Consider the following 24,588-nt stretch of genomic DNA (forward strand, 5'->3'; position numbering starts at 1 on the left):
TTTCTCACCCTTGAAGACTCGCATCGCAAATTCCCTGCGATTGGCCTAGCCTCCCTGCTATTGTGCATGATCGGATTCGAAACGTCAACCTAAAAATAAATTATAGGTTAACAATATGGATATACCACCACAATGCCGCGGTAATCAGCACGGCCCCAACCGCCGTGATATGCCCGGCAGCAGACGGCTTCTGCTCCCTTAGAAACGTTCGCTCTGGATATGCGCCAAAGCCTTTGGCTTCCATCGCTCCCGCGGTCTGCTGAATCCGGCGCACGGCATTATGCAAAATGGCGGACACAAACACCTTCCACCAGCCTAAACGCTGCTTGATTCCCTTGGGCCGTGCCGCTCCCCTGACCTGATGGGCAGCCGAGATGCTTCTCCCTTCTTCTTGAAGCAAAGGTAAAAACGTGAGTGCCATCGAAATGCCGAAGGCAAACCGGTAAGGAATCTTCATCCGCCGGGTTAACGCGGTGACAAGATCGCCGGGATCGGTCGTGACCATGTAGACAAAGGACGAAAGAAACACCGTAAACATGCGCAGCGTGACCGAACCGGCCGCATCGGCTCCCTCCGTCGTTACGTGCAGCACGCCGAACTGCCAAATGGTGTGGCTGCCGGGTACGGTCAGCAGGGTCAGTACAAAGTACGGAACCGCAAAACCGATCAGGAAAGCCATCGCTTTCCACTGCCTTCTCCAGCTGACTCCGCCTGCCGTTCGGGCCAAAAGCGTGGCTGCCAGAAGCAGCAGTGCCTGGCCTGCCGATGTGTGCAAACGCATCGCCAGCACGGCGATGCATAGCAGGACCACGAGCTTGCTGAGCGGGTCGATGCGGTGCAGCGGCGAGCCTCCCCCTTGATACGATAGGATCATCGTTTGATCGCTCCTCCTTGATCTAAAACTTGTTATAACTCCACCTGCTCCCACTCTTCACGCAGCAGCGAATGGAGCAGTGCATCGTGAAAACCTGAAGCCGTATGGCGGTACTGTCTCAGCCGTCCTTCGGCTGTGAATCCGAGGGACCCGAACAGACGGACGGCCCGTTCATTCCGCGGATCGGTCAGCGCTTCGATCCGGTTGAGACCCATGGTCCCATAGCCGAATCCGAGCATCAGACCAATTGCTTCGCGCATGAAGCCCTTTCCCCAATGGGGCCTCGCAAGCTCGCAGCCGATTTCTCCCCGGTAGGCACCCTCCAGCTGCCACCAATTCAAACCGCAGCTGCCGATGACCCCTGCCTCCGGCAGGAGAATTCCCCAGCGGAGCCCATCCTCGGTGGCCGCCAAACCGTTCAGCAGCCGGATGAGCTCCGCTGCCGCCGCTTCGTCCGGCAGGTCCGGAAGATCCGAGTACTTCCGAACCTCATCGTCGCTCCAGCACGCATACAGCGCCGGGGCGTCGCCTTCCTGAAGCGGACGCAGCCGGATCCGCGGCCCTTCAAGCTCGGGAATGTTCCCGCTGCATTGATAGCTCATCCCAACGCCCCCTTCATGTACTTTGCAATATTATCAATGTACAACGCCTGCCCCCTTCAGCACAAGAGCGCCTCCCCTCCCGGTTTCTGCCATATGAACGCAAAAAACACCCCGGCGCTTACCCTGTGTCCTTGAGGAGGGCTGCAGCCGGAGTGCTTGTCCATCGCTGTATTTTACACCATTATTGCTGTGCTTCCGTTCTTCCCATCAGCAGAAACGCAATGATAAAAATAAAAGCGATCAATGCCAGAAGCGGGATCGTAATGAAGCCAAACCAGTTCAAATAATCGAAATTGCAGGGAATGCCTACCTTGCACGGCAGTGCCTTGGCAAGCGCCGGAATCTTCTGCTCCGCATAATGATAGATCGAGATGCAGCCGCCGATCGCGCTGAGGGTCACCGCATAAGGAATGATTTTACGGTCATTTTTGTAGCTGGCGATGCCGAGCAGAATCACTTCCGGATACATAAATATCCGCTGGAACCAGCACAGCCTGCACGGTTCGTAGTGCATCACTTCGCTTAAATACAGGCTGCCTCCCGTGGCGACAAGAGAGACGATCCAGGCCAGATACAGGCTGTAGGGCTTGATGAACGCAATGAAACGGTTGCCTTCCATCCGAAACTCCCCTTACTTGTCGGTGTCAGCCGACTTTTTATCCAAATAGCTCTTGAGCGCGTTGTAATCGAGCGTGACATTCTCCGCTACCTTCTCGCCGTTCACGTACAGCGTTGGTGTACTGTTCACGCCCAGCTTGGTGCCGGTAGCCATATGGCTGTCCACTTCATCCTGGTACGTCTTCTCCTCGATGTCCTTGCTAAGCTGATCGTAATCTACTTTGATGTTATTGTCGCGGGCCAGCTTCACCAGAAACTCCGGCGTTGCCCACTCGGTTTTTTCATCCTGCTGGTTGTCGAAGAGTACATGGTAGTACTTCCAAAATTCATCCTTGTTCTGATGGAACACCGATTGTGCGGCCAGTGCAGCCGTGTTGGAGTCCGCATTCGGACTGATGATAAGGTAATTCATGAAATAGAGCGCGGCTTTACCGGAATCGATAAAATCCTTCTGCAGGCTCGGCTCGATGTCCTGACTGAAATACTGGCAGGCCGGGCACTTATAGTCGCCCATCTCCACGATCTTGATCGGGGCTTCCGGATTTCCCAGCACCGGGAGCGAGCTGTAATCAAACGATGCTTCCTTGGATTGCGGCCGAATGAACACCAGCAGCAGGACCAGCACGACGATACATGCACCTGTAATCCACATGATCCGCTTCATGCGTTTCTCCTGCGCTGCCCGCTGGGCTTTACGTTGGGCCACGGTGTTGACTTGCTTCTTCTTCGGTTTCACGAAGCCTGACGTCTCCTTTCCTGTGAACTAAAGCTGAGGCGCCTTGGCATTTGGGTCTTTAGTTCTTCCTTAATGTAAGTTACTTAACACTTCTTCTCTAGGTTATTCTAGCATCTCCCCCCGCCGATGACCAGAAAGAACCGCTTCCAAAACCGGTCAAATCGGGAATTGTTAAATAAATTGTAACAAAATCAATTACATGACAGCCCGTAGTGAGTTTTTTCATGAAAATATGAGTTGACTTAAAACGTTCCGGTGATACTACTTTTACCGTAACTGTATGAAAGAAGGGGGGAATATCTTATGGAGTGGCAGACTGCCGTTATTGTCGTTTTTGCCGCTGTTCTGGCCGCGATGGGAATTACACGTTTCGCCTTTTATCAAATGACGCAGATGAAGGCCCTCACATACGAGCAGACCTTTCAAGCCATGGAGCAGGTCGGGCTGTTCAAGCAGGACTACTTTGAGTCGCTGCCCAAGGAGGAGGTTCAAATTACAAGCTACGACGGGCTGAAGCTGAACGGCATGCTCATACCGCACCAGTCAGGCTCCAACCGTTTCGTCATTCTCGTCCATGGATATACCGCCTCGCTTCCCGCATCGATTCCCTTTATGGACATTTTCCGGGAAGATGGGTTCAACACGCTGCTGATCGACCTGCGCCGGCACGGAAAAAGCGAAGGCAAATATACGACCTACGGGTTCCACGAAAAGCACGACATCGACTCCTGGATCCGGTGGATACGCGCCACGTACGGCGGCGACTCGGTCGTCGGCCTGCACGGCATGTCGCTTGGGGGAGGCACTGTGCTGGAATACCTGTCGCTGCCTCACACAGACGCCGCCTTTGTCATCGCCGACTGCCCTTATTCCGATCTGACGCGCCTGATGCATCATCAAATGCAGGCGCTGAACCGTATTCCCGCCGCTGTGTTCCTTCCGCTCGTCGACCGCAGACTGTTCCGGAAAGCAGGCTTTACGCTGAATCAGGTCAGCCCTGTCCGTTCCGCCCGGTACAGCCCCGTTCCCGTCATGTTTATCCATGGTACACGGGACCGCTATATCCCGACGGAGATGAGCGAGGAACTGTTTGCCGCTAAAGAGGGAATGAAACGGCTTCTTCTCGTTGAAGGAGCCTCCCACGGCAATGCGCTGGGGGTCAACCCGGAGCTGTATAAAAACGCCGTGCAGGAATTTGTCCGCGACGTGATGGAAGGGGCCGTACCCGCCATGCAGCCGGAGCAGGCCGAGGAGCTTGTGGAAGAGCCTGTGCAGGCGGGGCTTCCTCAGCCGGAATTTAATATGTAAGACTTCTGCACCAACTCACAACATTCATTACAACCCAAAAAAGCCCCTTGGACTCCGGACTCCTCTCCTTCGGACCAAGGGGCTTTTCCATTTCTGAATATGAAGCCAGCCAGCCTTATCGCATCCTGTACTGCTTGCTCTCCTCTGCCGCGATGTCTTCCCGGATGCTCATTTTCTCCGCGTTGTAATGACTGATCGCTTGGTTTAATCCCTTCAGGTCGTATACGGAAACGTCCAGCTCGCTCAGTTCATCCACATCCGATCTCAGCCGGTCCCTCAAATCCGTCAGCCTGCGGATATGGGACTGCGCATATTGGCCGGCTCTTTCCTCTGTTAATTCCGAGGATTTTTCGGCTACCAGGGTGCCGTTGACCTTTACCAATTCATCCGACAGCGTATGCTTCAAACGACTGAGCCGGCGCTTCAAACGCGCTCCAATCATGACATATATAGCAAATCCGAATAAAAGAATCGCCAGCGCATAGGACAACCAATACCATGCTCCGTGCGCGCTGTGCTCAGTCCCTGCATCGGGCAGCTCCGCCGCCAGCATCCGCACCGGGCTTGTCGTCAAAACCGTAGTAAACCATTTGTGCATATTCATTCCCTCCATTCTAAGATGCCGTAACGATTCTAGGTGGCAGGAAGTTGATCTTGGAAGCCTGGGCGTTAAGCACCGGCATTCGCACTCTCCGTTTCTTCAAGTGGTGCCAGTACTTCCCCGCACAGCTTCTGAAGCATGACCTGAATTTCCTTGAACTCCCCGATTCCCGTTCCGGTCAAGCTGTATTCATCGCCGTGAGCCGTCAGAAAGTTCAATTCGGTCAGGTGCTCCAGCTGCTGCTTCACTTCCCGTTCCCCCACCTTGTAGCCGTGCGCCTCCAGCACGGGCTGCATATCACGGATGGTCAAGTCATGGTGATGAGCATGGTAAAGCATGTGGATACTCATGAATAAATTTTGTACGTCTGCACGCATAGATTCCTCTCCTTCCGGCGAACGCCTGTAAAAATGAGCCTGTCATTACCATTGTTTACCCTTCTTCCGCTGCCGGGAAACAATACCGATCCCTGCTTATGCCATGCCGGATGCCGGAATCAGCAGGCTTCACAGGAAATGACCATGACTTTTAGAGGGAGGAATTTTACTTGACGTGGAAGGAATTCCTGTATACTATCTTTTATAATTAACCAACGGTTAAAAGACAGAAATGAGGTGGATCGTCATGTTTCAAGCCCTTCCCTACGAAGGAAACCGGAATGACCAATTTGCAGCCGTCCTCGAACAGCTTAAGTCGCTCATCCATGATGAGCCCAGCTCCATTGCCAATCTAGCCAACGCCTCGGCCCTGCTGAACAGCTTCCTTCCTGACATAAATTGGGTTGGATTCTATCTTTTCGATGGAACTGAGCTGGTTCTCGGACCGTTTCAGGGGCTCCCGGCCTGCATCCGCATTCCTTTGGGTAAAGGGGTATGCGGTACAGCGGCAGCCGAGCGGAGAACGATTGTGGTCGATGACGTGCATGAGTTTCCCGGGCATATCGCCTGCGATGCCGCCTCGAACAGTGAAATCGTCGTTCCGCTGGTCCAGGGAGAGCGCCTGATCGGCGTACTCGATATCGACAGCCCGCTGAAGGGGCGGTTTGACCAAGATGAGCGGCAGTTTCTCGAACAGTTTGCCGGTATTTTGACGGCACAGCTGTAATATAAGATCCTGGGAAAATAAAGCGGTCTTCTGCTTATAATGCGGAAGACCGCTTTTTTCCATTCCTGCATGATAAGATAATGAACGAAAACAAGGCGTTGTTTGTCTTATGGTCAGATGGAACAACCGCCGGCCGGCATCGGTTCCATGGATCTTTGCATGTCAAGGAAGGTGAGGCAATGACGGACAAAGAGCTGTTCGAGACCTTTAACCGGGATGTCTACAGCTTTTGCTACTATATGATGCAGCGCAGGGAAGATGCCGAAGATCTCTGCCAGGAGACGTTTATCCGGGCACTGCTCGCGGACCGGAGCTCTATTCAGGATATCCGGCGCTGGCTTATTCAAATCGCCGCGAATCTGTGCAAAAACTCGCTTCGCCGCTCGAAAGCGGGCGTCATCAAGGAAAAGCTCTTTTCCTATCGGCATCTGGCGGCTGCCCCGCATTCGGTCGAGGAAACCGTCGAAGGGCGGGAACTGGCCTTAGAGCTGTCCCGGCTCTACGGACGGCTTCCCGCGAACATTCGGATGGTGATGATTCTCCGTTACATTAACGGGCTGTCCCAGCAGGAGATCGCCGACATGATCCGCGTTCCCTTGGGGACCGTCAAATCCAGAATCAATAAGGGGCTTTCGCTCATGAGAAAATATATCGCTAAGCCCTCCTGCCCCCTCATGAAAGGAGAGAACGACGATGAACCGATTCAGCTTGGAACAGATGGAACGGGCCATTTCACGAAAGCCTGAGCCCGCTCCCGATTTTGAAGCGATGTGGAGCACGATCGAGGAAGAGGTTGGGCGACGGCGTTCAGGCCAGTCTTCAACTGTAAATAGGTCATCGGTGACCCGCAAGTGGGTTCCGGCGGCCGCTTCCGCTGTGGTCTTCCTGGCGGTAGCCGTTCCCGTGTTTGCAGCCATAAACCCGGGCTGGGACTTGTGGGGACGGCCGGGTGTGAACAATGCCATTCAGCACGGCTTTGGCGAGCCGCTGGATTTGAGTGCGCGGCAGTCAGGCACAACGATGAAGCTGCACGGCGTCGTGACTGACGGCGAGCAGATGGATGTGCTCTTTACGATGCAGGTTCCGGGCCTTCCGGATTATGACGCAGCCGATTTCGAATCCGTTTCCCTGTCCGATTCCAAGGGAAAAGATGCCAAGCCAAACGTTCTGTTCAAGCGCGATGAGGAGAAAGATACCCTGAAAGGGATGTTCGAACTGCAGGATGAGCTGAAGAAGTCTAAACGGAGCTTGCACTTGGACGCCAGCAACCTGGTTTTTTACCAATATGACGATCTGCCTCTTGCTGGAGATATTGCCGAAGGTTCCATGCTGGCTCCATCGTCGTCTGCAGGCGGCTTCGCGGCTGTGGAGATCCAATCGATCGTCCGGAAAAACGACCAACTGACCATCCGGTATGCCCTGACGTCACCGCTTGAGGATCCAGGCGATCTGGACCCCCACCTGGTGATCACCTCCGGTTCGCACACGTATCAAAGCGTGTCCCGGGCGGTCCTGCCCCCGGACGGTAACGATTTGCTGTGCCAGTCGACCTTCACCATTCCGGAACGGGACTGGAAGGGAGCCAAGCTTCACCTGACCTATTTGCAGGAGGTCAAGAGAGTAGCGGGAACCTGGGCTTTTGACTTCAACGCAGACGGCAGCAAGGCCAGCGAAGCCATTTACAGCAAACCGCTTCCGGCAAATGAGGAACAGGCCGCAAACGTCAATTTGAACCTGAAACAGCTGGTCATCACGCCGCTTCAGATCCGAATCCCATACAGGCAGGATTCCAATGACTGGACTGAGGGCGTGAGACGATTTACGAAAGTATCCCTGCAGTTGGGGGACCAGCGCATCGAAGGCAGTGACTATCATACCGGCATGTACGAGAAGGTCCGGCACCGGGAATATTTGGATGAAGGCTACCTGCGCTTTGAGTCGCCGACATGGTTCAAAGACTGGTCGGGGGAACCGATGAAGCTTATCTTCTCAGGTTTGGAAATTACAAAAAGGGACCTTTCGAAGCATTGGTACGATTTGGCTGCGCCGACTGCCACTGAGCAGCAGGTGCAGATGGATCTGGACGGACGGAAGGTCACGTTCACCTACCATCTGAAGGGCAGCCAGTTGATCGTGAAGTCTTCCTCTGAGGACCCGACCTTTAAAGGGGTATCGCAATCGGTGATCCGTGCCGGCGGAAAAGAGATCCTCCCGGACTACGTCCCTGCGCCGCCTTCGAGCGGGCCGTTTACCAAAGTGGAGACGTATTCGAACCTTCCGGAAGGAACGGCGCTGAAGCTGAACCCGGGCGTGTACGTGCTGCTCGAGCCGGACGAGACGGTTGAAGCAGCCATTAATTAACGCCTCTTGGTAAAGTCAGTTCTCGGATCCGACCCCATGAAATGCACAAATGCTCCCCCGTATACGGCAGAAGCCCGCCCGGCCATTCATCGGCCAGGCGGGCTTGTTGTGCTCACCCTTGTTCATCTTTCTTACATCAGCTCGCGCTCGGCGAATATGATCATCCCGTCCCGTAAAAAAACAGGGAGCTGCGGATGGTATGCCGTAAAAAGCTGCTTGTGTTCGGTCTGTTCCACATATAAGTTTCCCAATCCGATATATACCATTGCCGACGGCGTATAATAACGGCTCATCCATTCATAATGCCTCCGGATGATCCGCTGAACCTGCGGAGCACCCGGGTGATGGCCTTCCTCGATGGCCGCCTTTAAATCCCGGTTAATCTGATCGATTTCCCGCTGGGAGCGCAGGTAGTCTTCCTTGGTCCACAGCTGCATTTTATGCTTGCTCTCCTGCGTTTCGGACTCGCCTCCCAGCTGGGTCAGCACGTCCTGCTCGGTCACATTGGATCCGGCCGGGCCTGAGTCCCGGCCTCTTTTGTCTGGTTCCATCGTTTCTCCCTCCACTTGACTTTCTGATCTATATCTTTTGCCTCATGGTCTGCACGAATGATGTCAGGTCTTGTCATCTTCCAATTACCCGTTTCGCAGGAATTTAACCGCTGCCGGAAGAGCATTTATCCGCTTTTTTTAACATTTTTTTCTTCCTTAACTCGATTCACAATTTAGGGCTTTGAGTCGGAATCGCGAATGATGGACAGCCCCTCGACATGCTTGCGGTTCATCAGCTTGCTCTTCTTCCGGTTCTCCTTGGACTCAAAAATAATGTCGAAATCGTAGTCCTCAGGGTACAGTTCGCTCTTCTCGATGAACAGCTTGAGCCGTTTCTGGTTGATCCGGATCTTCTCCTTCTGGATCATGACCCCTACCATGCCCATGGCGTCCTCCGGCTCGTAGACGATGCCCGTTCGCCCATAGGAGCTGACATAGACAGCGTCTCCTACCTCAAGCTTGCGCACGGGCGCGGCCGATGCTTGCTCCTGATCCTCATCCGCCTGATCCCGGCTCCCTGCTCCATCGCCCTCGTTGGTTTCAAGTGGGTCGGAGGACTGAGCTGTCTCCTCCCTCTGCTCAGACTCCGTTTGAACAATGGGATGTTCCTCAGCTGCATCGGGCTGCAAGGCAGGCAGTGGCTTCTGCCTCTGCAAAATTTCCTGCGACCGCTCGATAATGCCTGCTGTCATCCCCAGCTTTGTGGCGATTTGAATCGCGTAGCTCTGCCCCGCCTCCCCGATCGTCAGCCGGTAAAGTGGCTCCAGCGTCTCGACATCGAACTCCATCCGGGCATTCTGGAAGCCCGGCGTCCGTGCCGCAAACGTCTTCAGCTCGTTAAAATGCGTCGTGACCATGATCATGGCGCCTCTGTTGCTGAGCTCTTCCAGAATGGCGATCGACAGGGACATCCCTTCCCCCGGATCCGTTCCGGCCGCCAGCTCGTCGATCAGCAGCAGGGTATGGCGGTCCGCCGCATCCACCATCCCGATCAGGCGCTTAATCTGGGCGGAAAAGGTGCTGAGCGACTGCTCGATGCTCTGCCCGTCCCCGATCGCCGACAGCACTTTAGTGAATACGGTGAACGTGCTGCCTTCCTCCACCGGCACGAGCAGACCCGACTGCACCATCAGGGTGAGCAGCCCGAGCGTCTTGAGCGCCACCGTCTTGCCGCCGGTATTCGGCCCGGTAATGATCAGCGAGCGGTAACCGCCGCCCAGCTCCAGCCGCAGCGGCACCATCGTCTTCAGCATGAACGGATGCCGCGCTCCGCTTACCTTGATGCGCCCGCTATCGCTAAGAAGAACATTGTTCCCGCCCAAGGTGCGGCTGTATTTTGCTTTGGCAAAAATAAAATCGTACGTTCCCGTGATATCGATGTTCAGCAGCAAATCGGCCGAAGCCGCCTCAAGCAGACCGGTCAACGTGCTCAGCACGATGCCTTCTTCCCGGGCCTCATCCGCTTCGTGCATGCCAAGTTCGCTTTGAAGATGGGCGACCTCCTCCGGCTCCACAAAGACGGTCTGCCCGCTCGTCGATTGGTCGAGCACCGAGCCCTTGATCGTTTTGTGATACTCCCGCTTGACCGGAATGACGTACCGGCCGCCCCGGACGCTGACCAGGTTTCCCTGCAAAATCGAGCCGTGCCTGGACAGAATCGCGGTGATCTTTTTCTGAATGCGCTCCTTCACGATAGCGATCTTTTTGCGGACGCGCTCCAGGTTTTTGCTGGCTTGGTCGTCCACCCGGCCAAACCGGATGCAGCGCTCAATTTCGCTCTTCAGCTTCGCCAGCTCCTGCATCGAGGAAGCATAGGAGCTGATGCCCGGCGCGATGTCGCGCTTCCCGGCCATGTACTTACGCAGCTGCCCGCAGCTGTGCAGAAACGTATGGACCGCGGTAAAATCCTGCTCGTCGAACAGGTACCCTGTATGCAGCAGGGAGACGATCCGGTCAATCCCTTCCAGGGATGGCAGCGGGACGCTGGCCCCTTTATCCAGCAGCGCCTTGGCTTCCGCCGTCTCATCCAGCGCCCTGCGGACTGCACTGGCCGTGGTCAGCGGCTCCAATTCATCGATATGCCTGCGTCCTTCATACGAAACCGCGTAGTCTCTCAACGCTTCCTTCATTTTGTCGTATTCCAGCATGATCATCGTCGTTTGATCCATTGGTAGTTCATCCTCCTGTTTCTTGTTATATCTTCCTATGGCAACGCAAAAAGGGGCAGAGAATACGCGCATGCGATTCCTGCCCCTGGTCTGCCGGACTGCCTTTGTCTGCTGCCTTTGCTGTACGCAAAAAAACCGTGCTGCAAAGAGCACGGTCCTGTATGCCGGAGAGCCAGCCGCCCATTAGGCGGCGGCCCGTATCCGGCATGACAACGGTCGAGCGGCCAACGCTCCACCGATTCGGATCACAAAGGTTTCAAACAGTCCGCAAGGGATTGTCGTTTGATGCTTCGCGTGTTCTTAACTATTTCCAAGACCGCATTCTGCAAAGAGGCGCATTGAAAGAAAGAGTGCCCTCCCGGGCATTCCTCGCCTGTCTTCGTGTCATACAGTCGATATGGAGTTTGATTAGTTAAGAACAACCACCGTCATCAAAATCTCTCCCTTGTTATAGGATGAGGTAAATTTACCAAGTTTGCGCCATGAAGTCAAGGGGCTGGTGTCTTCATGAGGTACACTCTCGCTTCATACGGCCGCAGCTTCAAATTCCCGAGATCCTCCTCCCCCTTGACGGGGTAGTTGGAGATCAGCAGCTGCTTGGCCTCCGGCACGAGCTCCGCCGGCAGCTTCAGCACCGGCTCGCCTCCGAAAAAGTTCAGGATGACCAGGAGACACTGGTCCTCCAGCGTCCGGGTATACACATACAGCTCCTTGTCGAGCGGAAGCAGCAGCTTGTATTCGCCGTACACGATCACTTCATGCTGCTTGCGGAGGGCGATAAGCTTTTTATAGTAATGGTAGATCGAATTCGGATCCTTAATCGCATCCTCCACATTAATCAGGGGATAGTTCGAGTTCACCTCGATCCACGGCGTGCCCCGTGTAAAGCCTGCATGGTCCCCATTGGTCCACTGCATCGGCGTACGGGCGTTGTCCCGGCTTTTTTTCCAAATCGCCTGCATGACCTGCTCTTCGGGCACGCCCTGATCCAGCTGCTCCTCATAGTAATTCAGTGTTTCCACGTCACGGTAGTCATCGATCGAGGCGAAGGCGATGTTCGTCATGCCGATCTCCTCGCCTTGGTAAATATACGGCGTGCCTTCGAGCGTGTGCAGGAAGGTCGCCAGCATCTTCGCCGACTCCACCCGGTATTTCTGGTCGTCCCCGAACCGGGACACCGATCTCGGCTGGTCATGATTGCACCAATAATTCGCGTTCCAGCCCTTGTCGTGCAGCACCGTCTGCCACCCGCTGATGACCTTTTTCAGCTCAAGCAGGTTCCAGGGACGAATATCCCACTTGCCGGAGCCAGAAGAACCCGCATCGAGCTGCATATGCTCGAACTGGAACACCATGTTCAGCTCGTTGCGCGTATCCCCGACATAGCTGAGCGCCTGCTCCGGACCCAGACCCGACGTCTCGCCGACGGTCATGATGTCGTAGTGGAACAGTACCCGTTCATACAGGTTGCTCAGCAGGGTGTGCACATTTTCCAGGTTGGAAAACAGCTCATACGCGCGCACCGTCGGCAGCTGGTCCGGGTTGTCCCCGTCCGGCAGGCCGACCGCCTTGACAATATGCGCGATTGCGTCGAACCGGAAGCCGTCCACGCCTTTTTTGAGCCACCATTCCACCATTTCATGCATGCTGTCGATCACCTTCTGATTTTCCCAGTTCAGGTCCGGCTGGTGCTTGGAGTACAGATGGAGATAATACTCGCCTGTCTTCTCGTCGTATTCCCAGACCGAGCCGCTGAAATAGGACTCCCAGTTGTTCGGCGGATGTCCGTCTTTGCCTTTGCGCCATATATAAAAATCCCGTTTCGGATTATCCTTGCTCGACCGCGACTCGACAAACCATGGATGCTCGTCCGAGGTATGGTTCAGGACCAGATCCATCATGATTTTGAGACCGCGCGCATGCGCCTCCCGCAGCAGGCGGTCAAACTCCTCCATCGTGCCGAACTCGTCCATAATGTCGCAGTAGTCGCTGATATCGTATCCGTTATCGTGATTGGGGGACTTGTAGATCGGGCAGATCCAGATCACGTCGACCCCCAGGTCCTTCAAGTAATCCAGTCTCGATATAATACCGAGCAGATCCCCCTTGCCGTCACCGTTCGTGTCGAGGAAGCTGATCGGATAGATTTGATACACTACGGCTTCTTTCCACCATTTTTTGTTCATAACCTGCTCCTTACGTGCTCCATTTTGTGCCGGATATCCGACGGTTGTTTACAAGATCGCGCGAACACTTTATAATTATTGTAAACCGATTTCCGGTTTACCTTTCAGAATGAGAGCAAGTTTTTACATTTCAATCAAATAGAATTCAATTGGAGGAGCCTGCCATGTGCGGGCTCCTTTTGTCTTTTTTTCCCTCTCATTCGTTGTGCGGGTCCGCCATGCACTCCTCCATCCTGATGTAAAGGAGGATAGACGCGTTGATTTTAAAGTCCCGGTAAAAAATGTTGAGATCTGGATACGCTATACGGCATGGAAATCTCTACTCAAAGAAACCAAACCCGGGCTGCATGATTCAGGATTCGCACATATACAGGATGGGGAGGCACGCTATGGAACACCAAGCAATACTGGCTATTGGTATTTTTCTCATAGTTTACGCATTTATTATCGCGGAAAAAATTCACCGGACGATCGTGGCGATGATCGGCGGTGCGCTCATGGTCATATTCGGCATCGTGAGCCAGGAAACCGCGATTCATCATATCGATTTCAACACGCTCGGCCTGCTCGTCGGCATGATGATCATCGTCAATATCACAGCAGAGACGGGATTATTCAAATTCATTGCCGTATGGGCAGCGAAAAAGGCCAAGGGCCGGCCCGTCGCCATCATGGTCGCGCTGATTCTGATTACCGCAATCGGATCGGCGTTTCTCGACAACGTGACCACCGTTCTGCTTATGGTGCCCGTCACGCTCAGCATTACCCGGCAGCTGCGGGTTAACCCGACACCGTTTCTGATCACCCAGATCATGGCGTCCAACGTCGGCGGTACCGCCACCCTGATCGGCGACCCGCCCAACATTATGATCGGCAGCGCGGTGAAGGAGCTGACTTTTGTCGCCTTTATCAATAACTTGACGCCCATTGCGGTGATCATTCTCGCCGTATTTATTCCGCTATTCATTCTCATGTTCCGCAAGCAGATCAAGACGACGCCGGAACTGATGCAGAGCATTATGGATCTGGATGAAAAAGAGCTGCTCACCGACCGCAAGCTCCTGATCAAATGCCTGACGGTGATGGGTCTGACGATCATCGGCTTCTTCCTTCACCAGCTGGTTCACCTTGAGTCGGCCACCGTCGCCCTCGCCGGTGCTTTCCTGCTGCTTCTGCTGACAGGCGAGCATATGCTGGAGGAGGCTTTTGCCAAGGTCGAATGGCCGACAATCTTTTTCTTCGTGGGATTGTTCGTGCTGGTGGCCGGCCTGATCGAAACAGGGGTCATCGCCACCCTGGCGGAAAAGGCTACCGATCTCACCGGCGGTGATGTCGCGGCAACGTCGATGCTTATCCTGTGGATGAGCGCGATCGCGTCCGCTTTTATCGACAACATTCCGTTTGTCGCGACCATGATCCCGATGATCCAGGACATGGGCAGCCTCGGCATCAGCAATTTGGAGCCGGTGTGGTGGAGCTTGGCTCTGGGCGCCTGCTTGGGAGGCAACGGCTCCCTGATCGGTGCGAGCGCCAACCTGATCGTGGCTGGCATGGCCGCCAAGGAAGGATATCCGATCAAGTTCGCCCAGTTTCTGAAGCTCGGTTTTCCGATGATGCTGCTGTCCATCGTTCTGGCCAGCGCATACGTGTATCTTCGGTATTTGATGTAGCGGCCGAAGGCAATGGGGGCGATGGTGTTGCTGCAGATTGGGGGCAGCTGGTGGCACTGATTCTTCTAGGCAAGGACATGACAGCCCCTGGAAGCAGCGCAAATTGACACGTGCGAAGGAGGATCAACTTATGCTGGAGTATCGTTACGACCCGAGCATCATTCAGATTACGGAAAGCGTCAATGAGCAGGACGCAGAGTTCCGCATCCGGCTGCTGCAGGAAGAGCCTTATCTGGCTCGGCTCAAGCAGATCAGGCGCTTTTTCGAGGACAATGATATCTACACGGACGCCTTGTTTTATGTCTATAAAAATCACGAGTACGGTGCGATCGTACGGAAGGAATACTACGTGGACTTCGTGCTGGCGCTGATGAAGCATCAGCTGCTGCAAAGCGTGGAGTGGAAGCCTTCGCCTTAGGGCCTCTGCCCGCTGGCGGTGCGTTCGCTGTTAGTCAAATGAGAAGCCGCCCGGCTTGCTCCTTTCGAGCAGAGACCGGCGGCTTCTTTTCACGCGCTTATGATGTTTCGTTCAACATAGCGCTCTTTTACAGGGCGTGATGCTACTCCGCCAACTCAATGATCGACTCGTATTTCCGCTTCGTATCCGCCAGCCGGGTATCGAGGCGTGAATACTCCCCCTCTAATCGGCGGACAATCCGCTCCACCTCGGATATTTTCTCTTGCACCTCGTCCTGGGTATCCCGGATTCTCCCCTGCACGAGCCAGTCGGATATAAAGCCATCGAAGAAATAATCAGAAAATTTCAGAAAGCTCCCGATCCCGATTTCGATATCCAGCGCCATCTGCACATCCTTCAGCTCTTTGCCGAACCGGCGCAGGCTGAACTGCGCTGATTCAATGTGCTCCATCGCCTCGTCAATATGGCTGTGCTTCATATGCGTGGAGATCATGCCGCCGCCGAGCATGTCGTAGGTGCCCCAATTCCCGGCCGAGCCCAAACTGTCATCCGCCCGTTCCAGGTCCTCCAGTACGGCCTCGCCCGCACGCACCGCTTCTTTCAATTCCTTGAGCTGGACCGACAGGTCGGCCTGTTCTTCGGCGAGTCCCGCCAGCTCGGCGTTGTTCTGTAAAATCACTTTTTCTTTCTCGTCCAGAATCTTCTCATATTCAAACTCCGCGTAACGAACCTCCTGGAACTTCCGCTCCAGCTCCTGCAGTTCGTTTTGGATATCAACTACGCTGCGGGCAGCCATATCGTATTTCGCCTTGACCTCCAGCACTTCCAGCTGCTCCCGCTCCAGCTTCTCCTCTTTCCGGCCGATCATGCTGTAAAACAAACCGGAGAGCGAAGTCCCCGCCAGGCGCTCCACGTCCTTCTCCTCATCGGCCAGCCTGAGCTTCCAGCGCTCGGCTTCGTCCTGCTGCTCTCTCAGCTCCCGCGACAGTCCCTGCATCCGGTTTTCATACTTCGTTTTGTTCCGGATGTCCTCTTTCAGCTTGGTCAACTGACGGTTGGCTTCTTCAAACATAACGTTCCCTCCGTTTCCAGTCTGCGATCTGTTGTTATATGTAATAAACGTCATAGCATGCCGCGAAGTTTCATGGAAAGTTCAGCATGCAGCAAAAGCCTTACGTGATCCAGCTGCTGCCAAAGTGGATTTTATCCGCAAAAATCGCTATGATTAAACCAGATTGCACAAAGGAGTGAACCTCAATTTCATGAAACTGAAGACATTCACGCTTCCGCTCGTGCTCGTGCTGACAGCGGCGCTTGCGCTTGGCGGATGCGGCAAGAAAAACAGCGACGAGGACGCGTCGAAAGACACATCCGGAGGACAAACGACAGAGCAGACGACGGACCAGACTTCCGGCAATTCGTCATCGTCCGGTACGACAGGATCGGATTCCTCCACGGACAGCTCGACCTCGGCTTCCGGTCAGCAGCAGAAGAGCTGGACAAGCCCGCCTGCTATGCAGATCGACCAGAACAAAAAGTACGAGGCTGAAGTCAAAACGTCCAAAGGCACGTTTACGATCGAGCTGTTCGCCAAGGACGCACCGAAGACGGTCAACAACTTCGTATTCCTGTCCAAGGAAGGCTTTTACAACGGGGTCATTTTCCACCGGATCATCGAATCGTTCATGGTACAGACCGGTGACCCGACCGGAACAGGCTCCGGCGGACCAGGATACTCTTTCGAGGATGAGAAAACGAAGTATAAATACGAGCCGGGCATCGTCGCCATGGCCAACGCCGGACCGGATACGAACGGCAGCCAGTTCTTTATCTGTACCGGTGCGGACAGCGATTATTTGAACCAACAGCCGAACTACACCATTTTCGGTAAAGTTACAAAGGGTATGGATGTCGTGATGAAGATCGCCAAAACACCGGTCACCGTCGGACCTAGCGGCGAGGAAAGCACCCCGACCGAGAAAGTTACGATCGACGGCGTCACGATTACTGAGAAATAAACCAGTGCGAAGCCGCACGCTTGTACGGCGCAGCACATCATGATACAACAAAGAACCGTTCGCCCCTGAGGGTGGACGGTTCTTTGTTTGACCGCGCATAAATCTCCTGTCCAGGTCATGCTTCAGCAGGCTTGTTCATATTGTAAATTAAATAAGAACAAGCCCGACGGCTGCGGAGGTTCACCGGTATGAACCCGGGGGAAACCATAACATCTCAGCCGCTGGCAGCAGGAGGACTATGTGAACGCAATGATTCTGGGAAGCCTCGCGACTTCCCTATGTACGGCGGCGGGAGCCCTTCCCGCCCTGCTGTTTTCGAATATCAGCCACCGGGGCAGAGACAGCCTGCTCGCTTTCACGGCAGGCATCATGGTCGCCGCTTCGACGTACGGGCTGATTCCGTCATCCCTCAAGCTGTCGAACCTATGGGTGCTGACGATTGGCATCCTCCTTGGTACGGTGACCTTGACCCTGATGGAGCTGCTCATCCCGCACACGGACCCGGCCCATGATATCAAGCGGAGCGACAGCACGCAGACGGGATCCTGGATGTTTCTGTCGGCCATGGCGCTGCACAATTTACCCGAAGGGCTGTCGGTCGGCGTCAGCTACGGCAGTCCCGACCAGGAGGTGGGGACGATCGTCGCGCTGAGCATCGGCCTGCAAAACATCCCCGAAGGCTTTCTGACCGCGCTCTACCTCGTTACCCACGGCATGCGAAGGCGGTACGCCTTCCTTCTCGCCGCGCTTACGGGCGGGCTGGAGTTCCTCTCCTGCTGGGCCGGGCTGAAATTTACCGCTTCCTTCGCCGGTATCGTCCCGTACGGATTGGCTTTTGCCGCTGGCGCCATGCTGTTCGTCGTATATAAAGAGCTCATCCCGGAGAGCCACGGGGACGGCAACGAGCGGGCTTCGACCTTTTCTTTTATTTTCGGCCTGCTCTCCATGATTGCCATGACGCATTTGCTCGGTTAAGCGTCATGGCTTTCGCATTTTCCAAACCGCCCAGGCACTGATTCCATACATGACGGCACTGGCATAAAATAAGGCGTCGATCGTCAGCCAGTCGATCAGGTAACCGCCGAGAATGACGGCGAAGCCGGATGCGGCTGAGGTCCAGAAATGATAAGAACCAATCACAGGCCCCCGCTCCCCTTGGACTGTATGATCGGCAAGCAGCAGGCGTTCGCTCATCTTTTGCATCGCACTGCAGCACCCCATGACCAGTTGGAGCAACAGTACCCACGCATAAGATTCGACCCAGGGGAATGCCAGCATCGCCAGCATCATGCCAAGGGAGCTGACGAGCAGCACCCGGTGTCCGCTGTGGTCGATCCTTGGGGCCAGCCATTGGGAGAACGCCGCGGAGCTGATTGTAAACACGGCAAAAGCCAGTCCGTATTTGGCATAGCTGTTGCCCAGATTTTTCAGAAACAAGAGATAATAAGGATAAATCATGCCGGAAGCAAGCGTCACCAAGCTTTGGGAACGGATCAGCCACCTCATGTTCATGGCCTACTCCCCTTTGTATTGTTCATAAAAATAGTTCATAAAAAGGTGCTGTGGATCGTACTCATCCTTTTTCCGAAAAAAATCGTCGTACCCAGGATAGGCCCGTCTAAACTGCTCGACCGTAGGGTATGCCGCATAAGGCAGATAATAGGTTCCACCCTTATACTCCACTTCATCGATCAGATCCCGGATTCCTTCCCTTACTTGCACCTGCCCTTGCTCAGATAACGGTACGTGAAACAGGCATACAAGGGCAAACATGTCTTCTTGGGCATAGGAGAGAACGGCTTCGCGATCCTCCTCGACATAACGGACGGTAATATTCAGCAAATTAAGCTTGTGATCGCGCACGATATCTTTCATCCCGTGAACGAAATCCGCAAATTGATCCACCGGAATAAAATACTCCTGCAGCAGATCATTCGCACCGGGCTGGCCGTATTCCATAAATTCGCTCTCGGAGCGCATGGCATTGTTTCGGCTGATCGCCTTATTTTGCTGCTTGGTAAAGTACAGCTTCTGCAAAGACCAGAACGCGTTCTTTCCCCAATCGCTGCTCCGGTTCAGACTGAACATCATTTTGCTAGGAATGACGCCCTGCTCGCGTGTCCGGAGCTTATCGTAATCTTCCAGCGGAAGCGCAGAATCTGCCGTATAATTGATCGCATACATGTCCGTCAAGAAACGGTCCGGGGCAACTGAAATTCTAGCAATATGCATTCTCACATCGGGATCGCCAAGTACATTCTCCTGAAAATACCGGCTGTAATCCTCAACCTTTATCGCCTCATTCTCCATCCGGTAAGCTTCATCTTCCGTCAAATTCAGCGTCACATCCAGGATCATGCCGAACAGGCCGTACCCGCCGAGCGCCAGCCGAAATAATTCCGGGTTCTCTTCTCTGCTGACACTGCGGATTTGACCGTCTGCGGTCAGCAGCCGAAACGAATCCACGCTGCCAATCAGGGAGCCGCTTCGGATGTCGCGTCCATGCGCATTTACGCTAATGGAGCCGCCGACGGTAAATATATTTTGCGACTGCATCGTCTTCACGGACAAATGGTACGGATTAACGGCCTTCTGGACCTTCTCCCACGTGGCCCCCGCCTGTACACGGATTTGCCGCTGATCCGGATCGACCGACAGGACCTGATTATAATCGGTCATATCGATGACAATCCCGTCCTTATAATAGGTATGCCCTCCCTGACTGTGACGCTGGCCCGCAATGGATACGGTAAGGTGCTTCTCCTTTGCCTCCTGAAGCAGCCGGACCAGCTGCTCCTCCTCCTTGCCTTTGACCACCCTGTCAACCTTAACGGGATGAAGCCGGCTGTAGTCGGTAATGAGATAAGGGTTCTGGTCCGGCGTATCGGTGCGGATATATTCATACACGCAAAGAATGACTAACAGCAGCAGCACCGCTCCCCTCTTCGCCATCGCCTACCATACAGGGCGCAGTGGGTGCTGTAGATCCTCTTCGTTGACGTTTTCGATAATGTGCTTCAAATCCTGCTGCAGCATCTTCATATGGTCGCTTCCGATCATCCGGGCCCAGCGCTGCTCAATCTCTTTGTAGATGTTCTCCTTCGTCCGTACCAGCGACCAGCCGCGTTCGGTCAGGACGACCATCTTGCCCCGGCCGTCGGAAGGGTGGGGCTTGCGCGCGACATAGCCGCACTCTTCCAGGTAGTCGAGCATTTGACTGACGGCCTGCTTCGATATGCCCAGGTGCGCTACGAGCGTCTTGGCCGTCGCCCCATCCGGCATCAAGCCCTGGAACAAAAAGCTGTGCGCCGGCCGCACATCGCCGAACCCCGCCTCCTTCAGGCGGTTATGAAGCTCCTGGTTCATCGCGCTGAAGGAGAGCGATAACAGGGAAGCCAAATCTTGATTATATGGGAACGTTTTGGACATGGTTGTACAACTCCTTGCTGTCTTAAAGGAATAAATTGGTCAGTTAGATTGACTTCAAAGCATTCTCATTATACCGTTCCCGAGATGCGTGAATCAAATTCCGGGAAGTGGCACCGCTTCCATCATGAAATGGGCTTTGGGCGCAACTTCCGCCGGCCCGGAAACGTCTGGTAGGTAACGCCGATTTTTTCCACTTTTTAGCGCAAAGGGTTACAACATAAGGAACACGAAAGAGTACCATTTTCTCCTCGACGCGAAAATCACCCTCGTCTTCACACCTGATTCCATCGATAAGGAGGCTAACCATCCATGCCAAAGACCAAAACGCTGCCGCTGCTGCTCGCCCTGCTCCTGCTGGCATTAACAGCATGCTCGAAGCAGGAAGACGGCAGCCGGGACCAACGCAGCAATCCGACTCCTCCGATCTCGCTAACGGCCCGGAAGCAGGAGGCAGGCAAAATCGATCCTGCCCTCATCTCCGCCCACAATCGCCTGGGGCTGCAGCTCCACCGCGAACTAACCGGGCAGGCCGAAGCCGGAGACAATGTCCTTCTCTCCCCCTACAGCATCTGGACGGCCCTGTCCATTGCATACAACGGCAGCGCCGGCACGACGGCACGCGAAATGGCCTCCGTATTGGGGCTGAAGGACATGCCGCTTAACGAAATGAACGAGGGGAACGCCATTTTGTCCAGGCTGCTGGAAGGGGAAGATTCCGGCGTCCGGCTGAACATCGCCAATGCGATCTGGCATCAGCAGGGCGTTCCGTTCAAGGACTCTTTTATCCAGGCAGGCAAGGAGAGCTACGGGGCCGAGGTTCAGGAGGTCGATTTCGCTTCCGACAAGTCCGTGAAGACGATCAACCGCTGGATCAGCAAGGAAACCGAGGGCAAAATCGAGAAAATGCTGGGGCAGCCGCTGTCGCCAACGACCATTGCAGTGCTGGCCAACGCGATTTATTTCAACGGAACATGGACCGATCCGTTCAATCCGGAATACACAAAAGACGAACCGTTTACACTGGCTGACGGCAGCGTCCGGACGCTGCCGATGATGCATACCGCCAACATGCTGCCGTACAAGGAGACCCCCGATTGGCAGGCCGTCCGCCTTCCTTACGGAGACGGCCGCATGGATATGCTGGTCATCCTGCCCGCCGCCAGCTCTTCGCTGGACCAATTGGAGCAGCAGATCTGGGCAGACCCCGCTCCGTGGCAGCAGCCCTTTGACGAAGCATCCGTGCAGCTTGGGCTGCCCCGGTTCAAGGCCGAGTACGGCAGCGACTTGAATGATCCGCTAATCCGGCTCGGCATGAAGCAGGCCTTCCAGCCGGATGCTGCCGATTTTTCCCATATGGCCGACATTCGCCCCCTCTTCCTGTCCAAGGTTCTGCACCGGATGGTGCTCGACGTAAACGAAAAGGGAACCGAGGCTGCTGCGGCAACGGTCATCACCGAAGAATCCGGCTCTATGCCGGTAAAAATTCACGAAATGACGGTGAACCGGCCGTTCTTCCTGGCAATTGAGGACACACAGACCAAGGCCTGGCTGTTTATCGGCTCGGTGAACGATCCCGAATGACCGGCTCGCGCACAACAAAAAAGCCAACCCCTTCCTAAATAGGATAGGGTTGGCTTTTAACTTAGGCAGTGGGTTCACCTGCAAAACTTTAGTTCAATCAATATCATGAAAAATTAATGGGATCAACAACATGAGGCAACTGGCGTTTCCTGAGCGACTTTGAACCCGGCTAAGACTCGGCAGGTTAAGACAACGTCTGCAGCGTCAAGCCTTCGGGCAGCACCGCCAGCACTTGCTCCCGTACGGGCGTGCTGCCGGCAAGCTCTTCGCCCAAGATGGCGACGACGCCCCGGTCCTCGCGGGAGCGGATCAGCCGGCCGATGCCCTGGCGGAGCCGAAGCAGCATATACGGCATGTCCACCTCTTCGAATGGCGCTGCCGATTCTTTGCGCTTGGCCGTAAACACCGGATCATGCGGCGGGAACGGCAGCGACCAGACGATCACGTTCGAGAGCGCCGGTCCGGGCACGTCCAGTCCCTCCCACAAGCTGACCGCGCACAACACGCTGGTCTCCTCGCGCTGGAAGGCGGAGATCAGATGGCTGATCTCCTGGTCCCCTTCGAAGTAAAACGGAACGTCGGGCACCTCGACCGTGCCTGCGGCCAGCTCCTGCTTAAACCGCCGCAGCTCCTCCCTACCGTTGAACAGGATCAGTGCCCGGCCCCCGGATTCGCGAAGAAGGCGGGCGGCGGCTTCCAGCTTGCCGTTAAAATCGTCCGTCGACCTGGAGTCCGCCGGGGTCAGAACCTTCATCTGATCCGCGTAATCGTACGGGGACGGTACGGAGAAGGAGAGAAAACTCTCAATGCCAAGGCTGTCCGCCACGTAATCGAACGAGCCCTGAACCGATAAGGTGGCTGAGGAGAACACGATCGGCATCTTCGCGCCAAACACCTGCTCCTGCAGTACCTCCTTGACCGTTCTCGGCATGATCGACAGCGTCAGCCCGTCCGGTCCGTCGACAGCCCAGCAGATCAGCGCCTCGGAGCGCTCGAACAGATGGAGCGCCTTCTGCATCATTTCCAGGTGCTCCTCCACGATCCGGAGCTCGTACTCGTTCAGCGTATACAGCTCGCTCTCAAACACGAGCTCCTCCTCGATCGAGGTGAGGAGCGAGCGGAACCGGTGCACCTCGGTGAGCAGCGCGCCGTCCAGCACGATTTCCTTCCGGTCGGAGCCGTCCACGCTGCGGCTCTGCCGGCCGAATGCCGCGAACATCGCTTCGCTCTGCACGATCGCCTCGTCGATCAGCACCGCCAGCGATTCGCGGATCTCGCCCTGAAGCAGCCTCGTGATGAGTTCCTCAAACACGACATGCTTCATTTTGTAGCTGAGGGCCTTCATGGCGGCCGATTCGAGCAGATGCCCTTCGTCGAAGACGACGGCGCAGTGCTCCGGCAGCAGGGGCAGCTGCCCCTCCCGCTTCCGGCCCTCGTAAGTCCATACATGCTCCATGTAATAATCATGCGAGCAGATGATCAGGTCCGCCGCCTGGCGGTAGTGATCCCGCGACAGCGTCTGGCCGCAGCGGTGGCGGCGGTCGCAGGTGAAGCAGTCCTGGAACGGATCCCAGTTAATCCGGCTCCATTCCTCATCGGTTAACTCCGGGTATCCCTTCCGGTCCCCGTAAGCATGAAAGGACTGCATCGGCGCGGTAGAATACACGAAATCCGGCAGGCCGGCGGCCAAGTCGTCCCAGCGCACCCCTTCTTCGTCCCGCAGCCGGACGTCGTCCAGTTTGCGCAGGCACAGGTACTGGTCGGGCGACTTGCCCAGCCGGGCATCAATGTGAAGCCCAAGGTGGCGGGCCAATTTCGCAATATCTCCCTCCGGCTTCACCAGCTGCTCGATCAGCGATTCGTCGGCGCAGGCGATAACCGCGGGTCTGCGGGTATACCGCGCGTAGCATACGGAATAGAGCAAGTACACCAGCGTCTTGCCCGTCCCGACCCCCGCCTCGGCAAATATCGTTTTCTTCTCGGCAAAAGCCTTCTCCAGCTGAAAAGCCATATAAATCTGCTCGTCGCGGATTTCAAATCCCGCTTCCGGCAGCACATCATAAAACACATCGGCGACCCATTCGCCTGCTTGCTGAACGAAAGGCCGCTTTGGATCATACGTAAAAGGATACCGCTTCACGTCTTTTGGTTCCCTCCAAGCTACTCATAAATGCAGCCGCCCCCACTTTCGGGAAGGCGAACAACCCATTATCACATGCTCCCTCCCGAATTACAATGGGGCGGTCAAAAATTAAAGCCGCCCCCTTCGGACCCATTCATCCGGGGGACGGCCAATTTCTTGATTAGGCAAGCAAAGTCGTTCCACGCCTTATGACGTGCGTCATCTGCAGCAAAACTCGATT

At 55.1% G+C, this 24,588-nt stretch carries 23 protein-coding genes; 9 read left to right on the forward strand and 14 right to left on the reverse strand.

The genetic code is table 11. From position 1 onward, the window contains the following. Positions 1 to 100 precede the first annotated feature (100 nt). From GCU45_RS13255 to GCU45_RS13270, 4 genes are all read right to left on the reverse strand, one after another. Entirely contained in the window at positions 101 to 874 is a 774-nt protein-coding gene (locus GCU45_RS13255; protein WP_152399288.1) for an energy-coupling factor transporter transmembrane component T family protein, read from the reverse strand. Between the two features lie 32 nt (positions 875 to 906). Continuing rightward, entirely contained in the window at positions 907 to 1,476 is a 570-nt protein-coding gene (locus tag GCU45_RS13260; protein ID WP_152399289.1) for a GNAT family N-acetyltransferase, read from the reverse strand. A 181-nt stretch (positions 1,477 to 1,657) separates the two neighbouring features. Continuing rightward, positions 1,658 to 2,095, reverse strand: coding sequence for a disulfide oxidoreductase (locus GCU45_RS13265; RefSeq protein ID WP_105444366.1), 438 nt, complete (start codon positions 2,093 to 2,095; stop codon positions 1,658 to 1,660). Between the two features lie 12 nt (positions 2,096 to 2,107). Beyond that, entirely contained in the window at positions 2,108 to 2,830 is a 723-nt protein-coding gene (locus GCU45_RS13270; RefSeq protein WP_244364552.1) for a thioredoxin domain-containing protein, read from the reverse strand. A gap of 303 nt (positions 2,831 to 3,133) precedes the next feature. Between GCU45_RS13270 and GCU45_RS13275 the strand changes: the two genes are divergently transcribed. Next, positions 3,134 to 4,138, forward strand: a complete 1,005-nt coding sequence (locus GCU45_RS13275; protein WP_152399290.1) for an alpha/beta hydrolase — start codon at positions 3,134 to 3,136, stop codon at positions 4,136 to 4,138. A 115-nt stretch (positions 4,139 to 4,253) separates the two neighbouring features. On the opposite strand, the gene GCU45_RS13280 is transcribed toward GCU45_RS13275, so the two are convergent. Together GCU45_RS13280 and GCU45_RS13285 are read right to left on the reverse strand one after the other, a co-directional pair. After that, a complete protein-coding gene (locus tag GCU45_RS13280) occupies positions 4,254 to 4,736 on the reverse strand; it encodes a hypothetical protein (RefSeq protein WP_152399291.1) in 483 nt (160 codons plus the stop codon). Between the two features lie 71 nt (positions 4,737 to 4,807). Further along, a complete protein-coding gene (locus GCU45_RS13285; protein WP_105444369.1) occupies positions 4,808 to 5,116 on the reverse strand; it encodes a hypothetical protein in 309 nt (102 codons plus the stop codon). 247 nt (positions 5,117 to 5,363) lie between these two features. On the opposite strand from GCU45_RS13285, the gene GCU45_RS13290 reads away from it, so the two are divergent. The 3 genes from GCU45_RS13290 to GCU45_RS13300 all read left to right on the forward strand — a co-directional run bounded on the left by GCU45_RS13290 (position 5,364) and on the right by GCU45_RS13300 (position 8,204). After that, entirely contained in the window at positions 5,364 to 5,843 is a 480-nt protein-coding gene (locus GCU45_RS13290) for a GAF domain-containing protein (RefSeq protein WP_076175928.1), read from the forward strand. A 179-nt stretch (positions 5,844 to 6,022) separates the two neighbouring features. Continuing rightward, entirely contained in the window at positions 6,023 to 6,589 is a 567-nt protein-coding gene (locus GCU45_RS13295) for an RNA polymerase sigma factor (RefSeq protein WP_089549039.1), read from the forward strand. After that, positions 6,537 to 8,204 carry a DUF4179 domain-containing protein gene (locus tag GCU45_RS13300; RefSeq protein ID WP_152399292.1) on the forward strand — a complete coding sequence of 556 codons (1,668 nt, stop codon included), beginning with the start codon at positions 6,537 to 6,539 and terminating at the stop codon, positions 8,202 to 8,204. Before GCU45_RS13295 ends, GCU45_RS13300 begins: the two co-directional genes overlap by 53 nt. Before the next feature lie 131 nt (positions 8,205 to 8,335). Here the strand turns inward: GCU45_RS13300 and GCU45_RS13305 are convergent, their stop codons facing one another. The 3 genes from GCU45_RS13305 to GCU45_RS13315 all read right to left on the reverse strand — a co-directional run bounded on the left by GCU45_RS13305 (position 8,336) and on the right by GCU45_RS13315 (position 13,109). After that, positions 8,336 to 8,755 carry a TipAS antibiotic-recognition domain-containing protein gene (locus tag GCU45_RS13305; RefSeq protein ID WP_105444373.1) on the reverse strand — a complete coding sequence of 140 codons (420 nt, stop codon included), beginning with the start codon at positions 8,753 to 8,755 and terminating at the stop codon, positions 8,336 to 8,338. A gap of 173 nt (positions 8,756 to 8,928) precedes the next feature. After that, positions 8,929 to 10,923, reverse strand: a complete 1,995-nt coding sequence (locus GCU45_RS13310; RefSeq protein ID WP_152399293.1) for an endonuclease MutS2 — start codon at positions 10,921 to 10,923, stop codon at positions 8,929 to 8,931. A gap of 488 nt (positions 10,924 to 11,411) precedes the next feature. Continuing rightward, complete coding sequence (locus GCU45_RS13315) at positions 11,412 to 13,109, reverse strand: glycoside hydrolase family 13 protein (protein WP_152399294.1); 1,698 nt, start codon at positions 13,107 to 13,109, stop codon at positions 11,412 to 11,414. 347 nt (positions 13,110 to 13,456) lie between these two features. Here GCU45_RS13315 and GCU45_RS13320 point away from each other — a divergent pair, with 347 nt between their 5' ends. Together GCU45_RS13320 and GCU45_RS13325 are read left to right on the forward strand one after the other, a co-directional pair. Next, on the forward strand, positions 13,457 to 14,779 hold the full coding sequence (locus tag GCU45_RS13320) for an ArsB/NhaD family transporter (RefSeq protein ID WP_341874558.1): 1,323 nt from the start codon (positions 13,457 to 13,459) through the stop codon (positions 14,777 to 14,779). Between the two features lie 130 nt (positions 14,780 to 14,909). After that, the gene (locus tag GCU45_RS13325) at positions 14,910 to 15,197 is read left to right on the forward strand and encodes a hypothetical protein (RefSeq protein ID WP_076175948.1); all 288 of its coding nucleotides are present in this window, start codon (positions 14,910 to 14,912) and stop codon (positions 15,195 to 15,197) included. A 142-nt stretch (positions 15,198 to 15,339) separates the two neighbouring features. On the opposite strand, the gene GCU45_RS13330 is transcribed toward GCU45_RS13325, so the two are convergent. After that, the gene (locus GCU45_RS13330) at positions 15,340 to 16,269 is read right to left on the reverse strand and encodes a hypothetical protein (RefSeq protein WP_152399296.1); all 930 of its coding nucleotides are present in this window, start codon (positions 16,267 to 16,269) and stop codon (positions 15,340 to 15,342) included. A gap of 190 nt (positions 16,270 to 16,459) precedes the next feature. Here GCU45_RS13330 and GCU45_RS13335 point away from each other — a divergent pair, with 190 nt between their 5' ends. After that, positions 16,460 to 17,215, forward strand: coding sequence for a peptidylprolyl isomerase (locus GCU45_RS13335; protein ID WP_152399297.1), 756 nt, complete (start codon positions 16,460 to 16,462; stop codon positions 17,213 to 17,215). Positions 17,216 to 17,455: 240 nt separating this feature from the next. Continuing rightward, complete coding sequence (locus tag GCU45_RS13340) at positions 17,456 to 18,190, forward strand: ZIP family metal transporter (protein WP_145950337.1); 735 nt, start codon at positions 17,456 to 17,458, stop codon at positions 18,188 to 18,190. 3 nt (positions 18,191 to 18,193) lie between these two features. On the opposite strand, the gene GCU45_RS13345 is transcribed toward GCU45_RS13340, so the two are convergent. From GCU45_RS13345 to GCU45_RS13355, 3 genes are read right to left on the reverse strand one after another with little or no spacing between them, the layout of a single operon-like run. Further along, positions 18,194 to 18,727: an MFS transporter gene (locus tag GCU45_RS13345; RefSeq protein ID WP_152399298.1), complete on the reverse strand. Its 534-nt coding sequence runs from the start codon at positions 18,725 to 18,727 to the stop codon at positions 18,194 to 18,196. 3 nt (positions 18,728 to 18,730) lie between these two features. After that, entirely contained in the window at positions 18,731 to 20,149 is a 1,419-nt protein-coding gene (locus GCU45_RS13350; RefSeq protein ID WP_244364554.1) for an FAD-binding oxidoreductase, read from the reverse strand. Between the two features lie 21 nt (positions 20,150 to 20,170). Continuing rightward, complete coding sequence (locus tag GCU45_RS13355; protein ID WP_152399300.1) at positions 20,171 to 20,644, reverse strand: MarR family winged helix-turn-helix transcriptional regulator; 474 nt, start codon at positions 20,642 to 20,644, stop codon at positions 20,171 to 20,173. Positions 20,645 to 20,953: 309 nt separating this feature from the next. Here GCU45_RS13355 and GCU45_RS13360 point away from each other — a divergent pair, with 309 nt between their 5' ends. After that, on the forward strand, positions 20,954 to 22,225 hold the full coding sequence (locus GCU45_RS13360; RefSeq protein WP_152399301.1) for a serpin family protein: 1,272 nt from the start codon (positions 20,954 to 20,956) through the stop codon (positions 22,223 to 22,225). Between the two features lie 184 nt (positions 22,226 to 22,409). On the opposite strand, the gene GCU45_RS13365 is transcribed toward GCU45_RS13360, so the two are convergent. After that, positions 22,410 to 24,365 carry an ATP-dependent DNA helicase gene (locus GCU45_RS13365; protein ID WP_152399302.1) on the reverse strand — a complete coding sequence of 652 codons (1,956 nt, stop codon included), beginning with the start codon at positions 24,363 to 24,365 and terminating at the stop codon, positions 22,410 to 22,412. Between the last annotated feature and the right edge of the window lie 223 nt (positions 24,366 to 24,588).

This window comes from Paenibacillus cellulositrophicus (assembly GCF_009363095.1).
GTDB classification, from domain to species: domain Bacteria; phylum Bacillota; class Bacilli; order Paenibacillales; family Paenibacillaceae; genus Paenibacillus_AQ; species Paenibacillus_AQ favisporus.

Coding starts and splice junctions, on each gene's coding strand:
- GCU45_RS13360 (WP_152399301.1), top strand. CDS start 20,954: ATGCCAAAGACCAAAACGCTGCCGCTGCTGCTCGCCCTGCTCCTGCTG.
- GCU45_RS13335 (WP_152399297.1), top strand. CDS start 16,460: ATGAAACTGAAGACATTCACGCTTCCGCTCGTGCTCGTGCTGACAGCG.
- GCU45_RS13305 (WP_105444373.1), bottom strand. CDS start 8,755: ATGGAACCAGACAAAAGAGGCCGGGACTCAGGCCCGGCCGGATCCAAT.
- GCU45_RS13330 (WP_152399296.1), bottom strand. CDS start 16,269: ATGTTTGAAGAAGCCAACCGTCAGTTGACCAAGCTGAAAGAGGACATC.
- GCU45_RS13320 (WP_341874558.1), top strand. CDS start 13,457: ATGATTCAGGATTCGCACATATACAGGATGGGGAGGCACGCTATGGAA.
- GCU45_RS13280 (WP_152399291.1), bottom strand. CDS start 4,736: ATGCACAAATGGTTTACTACGGTTTTGACGACAAGCCCGGTGCGGATG.
- GCU45_RS13290 (WP_076175928.1), top strand. CDS start 5,364: ATGTTTCAAGCCCTTCCCTACGAAGGAAACCGGAATGACCAATTTGCA.
- GCU45_RS13345 (WP_152399298.1), bottom strand. CDS start 18,727: ATGAACATGAGGTGGCTGATCCGTTCCCAAAGCTTGGTGACGCTTGCT.
- GCU45_RS13300 (WP_152399292.1), top strand. CDS start 6,537: ATGAACCGATTCAGCTTGGAACAGATGGAACGGGCCATTTCACGAAAG.
- GCU45_RS13255 (WP_152399288.1), bottom strand. CDS start 874: ATGATCCTATCGTATCAAGGGGGAGGCTCGCCGCTGCACCGCATCGAC.
- GCU45_RS13310 (WP_152399293.1), bottom strand. CDS start 10,923: ATGGATCAAACGACGATGATCATGCTGGAATACGACAAAATGAAGGAA.
- GCU45_RS13285 (WP_105444369.1), bottom strand. CDS start 5,116: ATGCGTGCAGACGTACAAAATTTATTCATGAGTATCCACATGCTTTAC.
- GCU45_RS13265 (WP_105444366.1), bottom strand. CDS start 2,095: ATGGAAGGCAACCGTTTCATTGCGTTCATCAAGCCCTACAGCCTGTAT.
- GCU45_RS13355 (WP_152399300.1), bottom strand. CDS start 20,644: ATGTCCAAAACGTTCCCATATAATCAAGATTTGGCTTCCCTGTTATCG.
- GCU45_RS13260 (WP_152399289.1), bottom strand. CDS start 1,476: ATGAGCTATCAATGCAGCGGGAACATTCCCGAGCTTGAAGGGCCGCGG.
- GCU45_RS13275 (WP_152399290.1), top strand. CDS start 3,134: ATGGAGTGGCAGACTGCCGTTATTGTCGTTTTTGCCGCTGTTCTGGCC.
- GCU45_RS13325 (WP_076175948.1), top strand. CDS start 14,910: ATGCTGGAGTATCGTTACGACCCGAGCATCATTCAGATTACGGAAAGC.
- GCU45_RS13315 (WP_152399294.1), bottom strand. CDS start 13,109: ATGAACAAAAAATGGTGGAAAGAAGCCGTAGTGTATCAAATCTATCCG.
- GCU45_RS13295 (WP_089549039.1), top strand. CDS start 6,023: ATGACGGACAAAGAGCTGTTCGAGACCTTTAACCGGGATGTCTACAGC.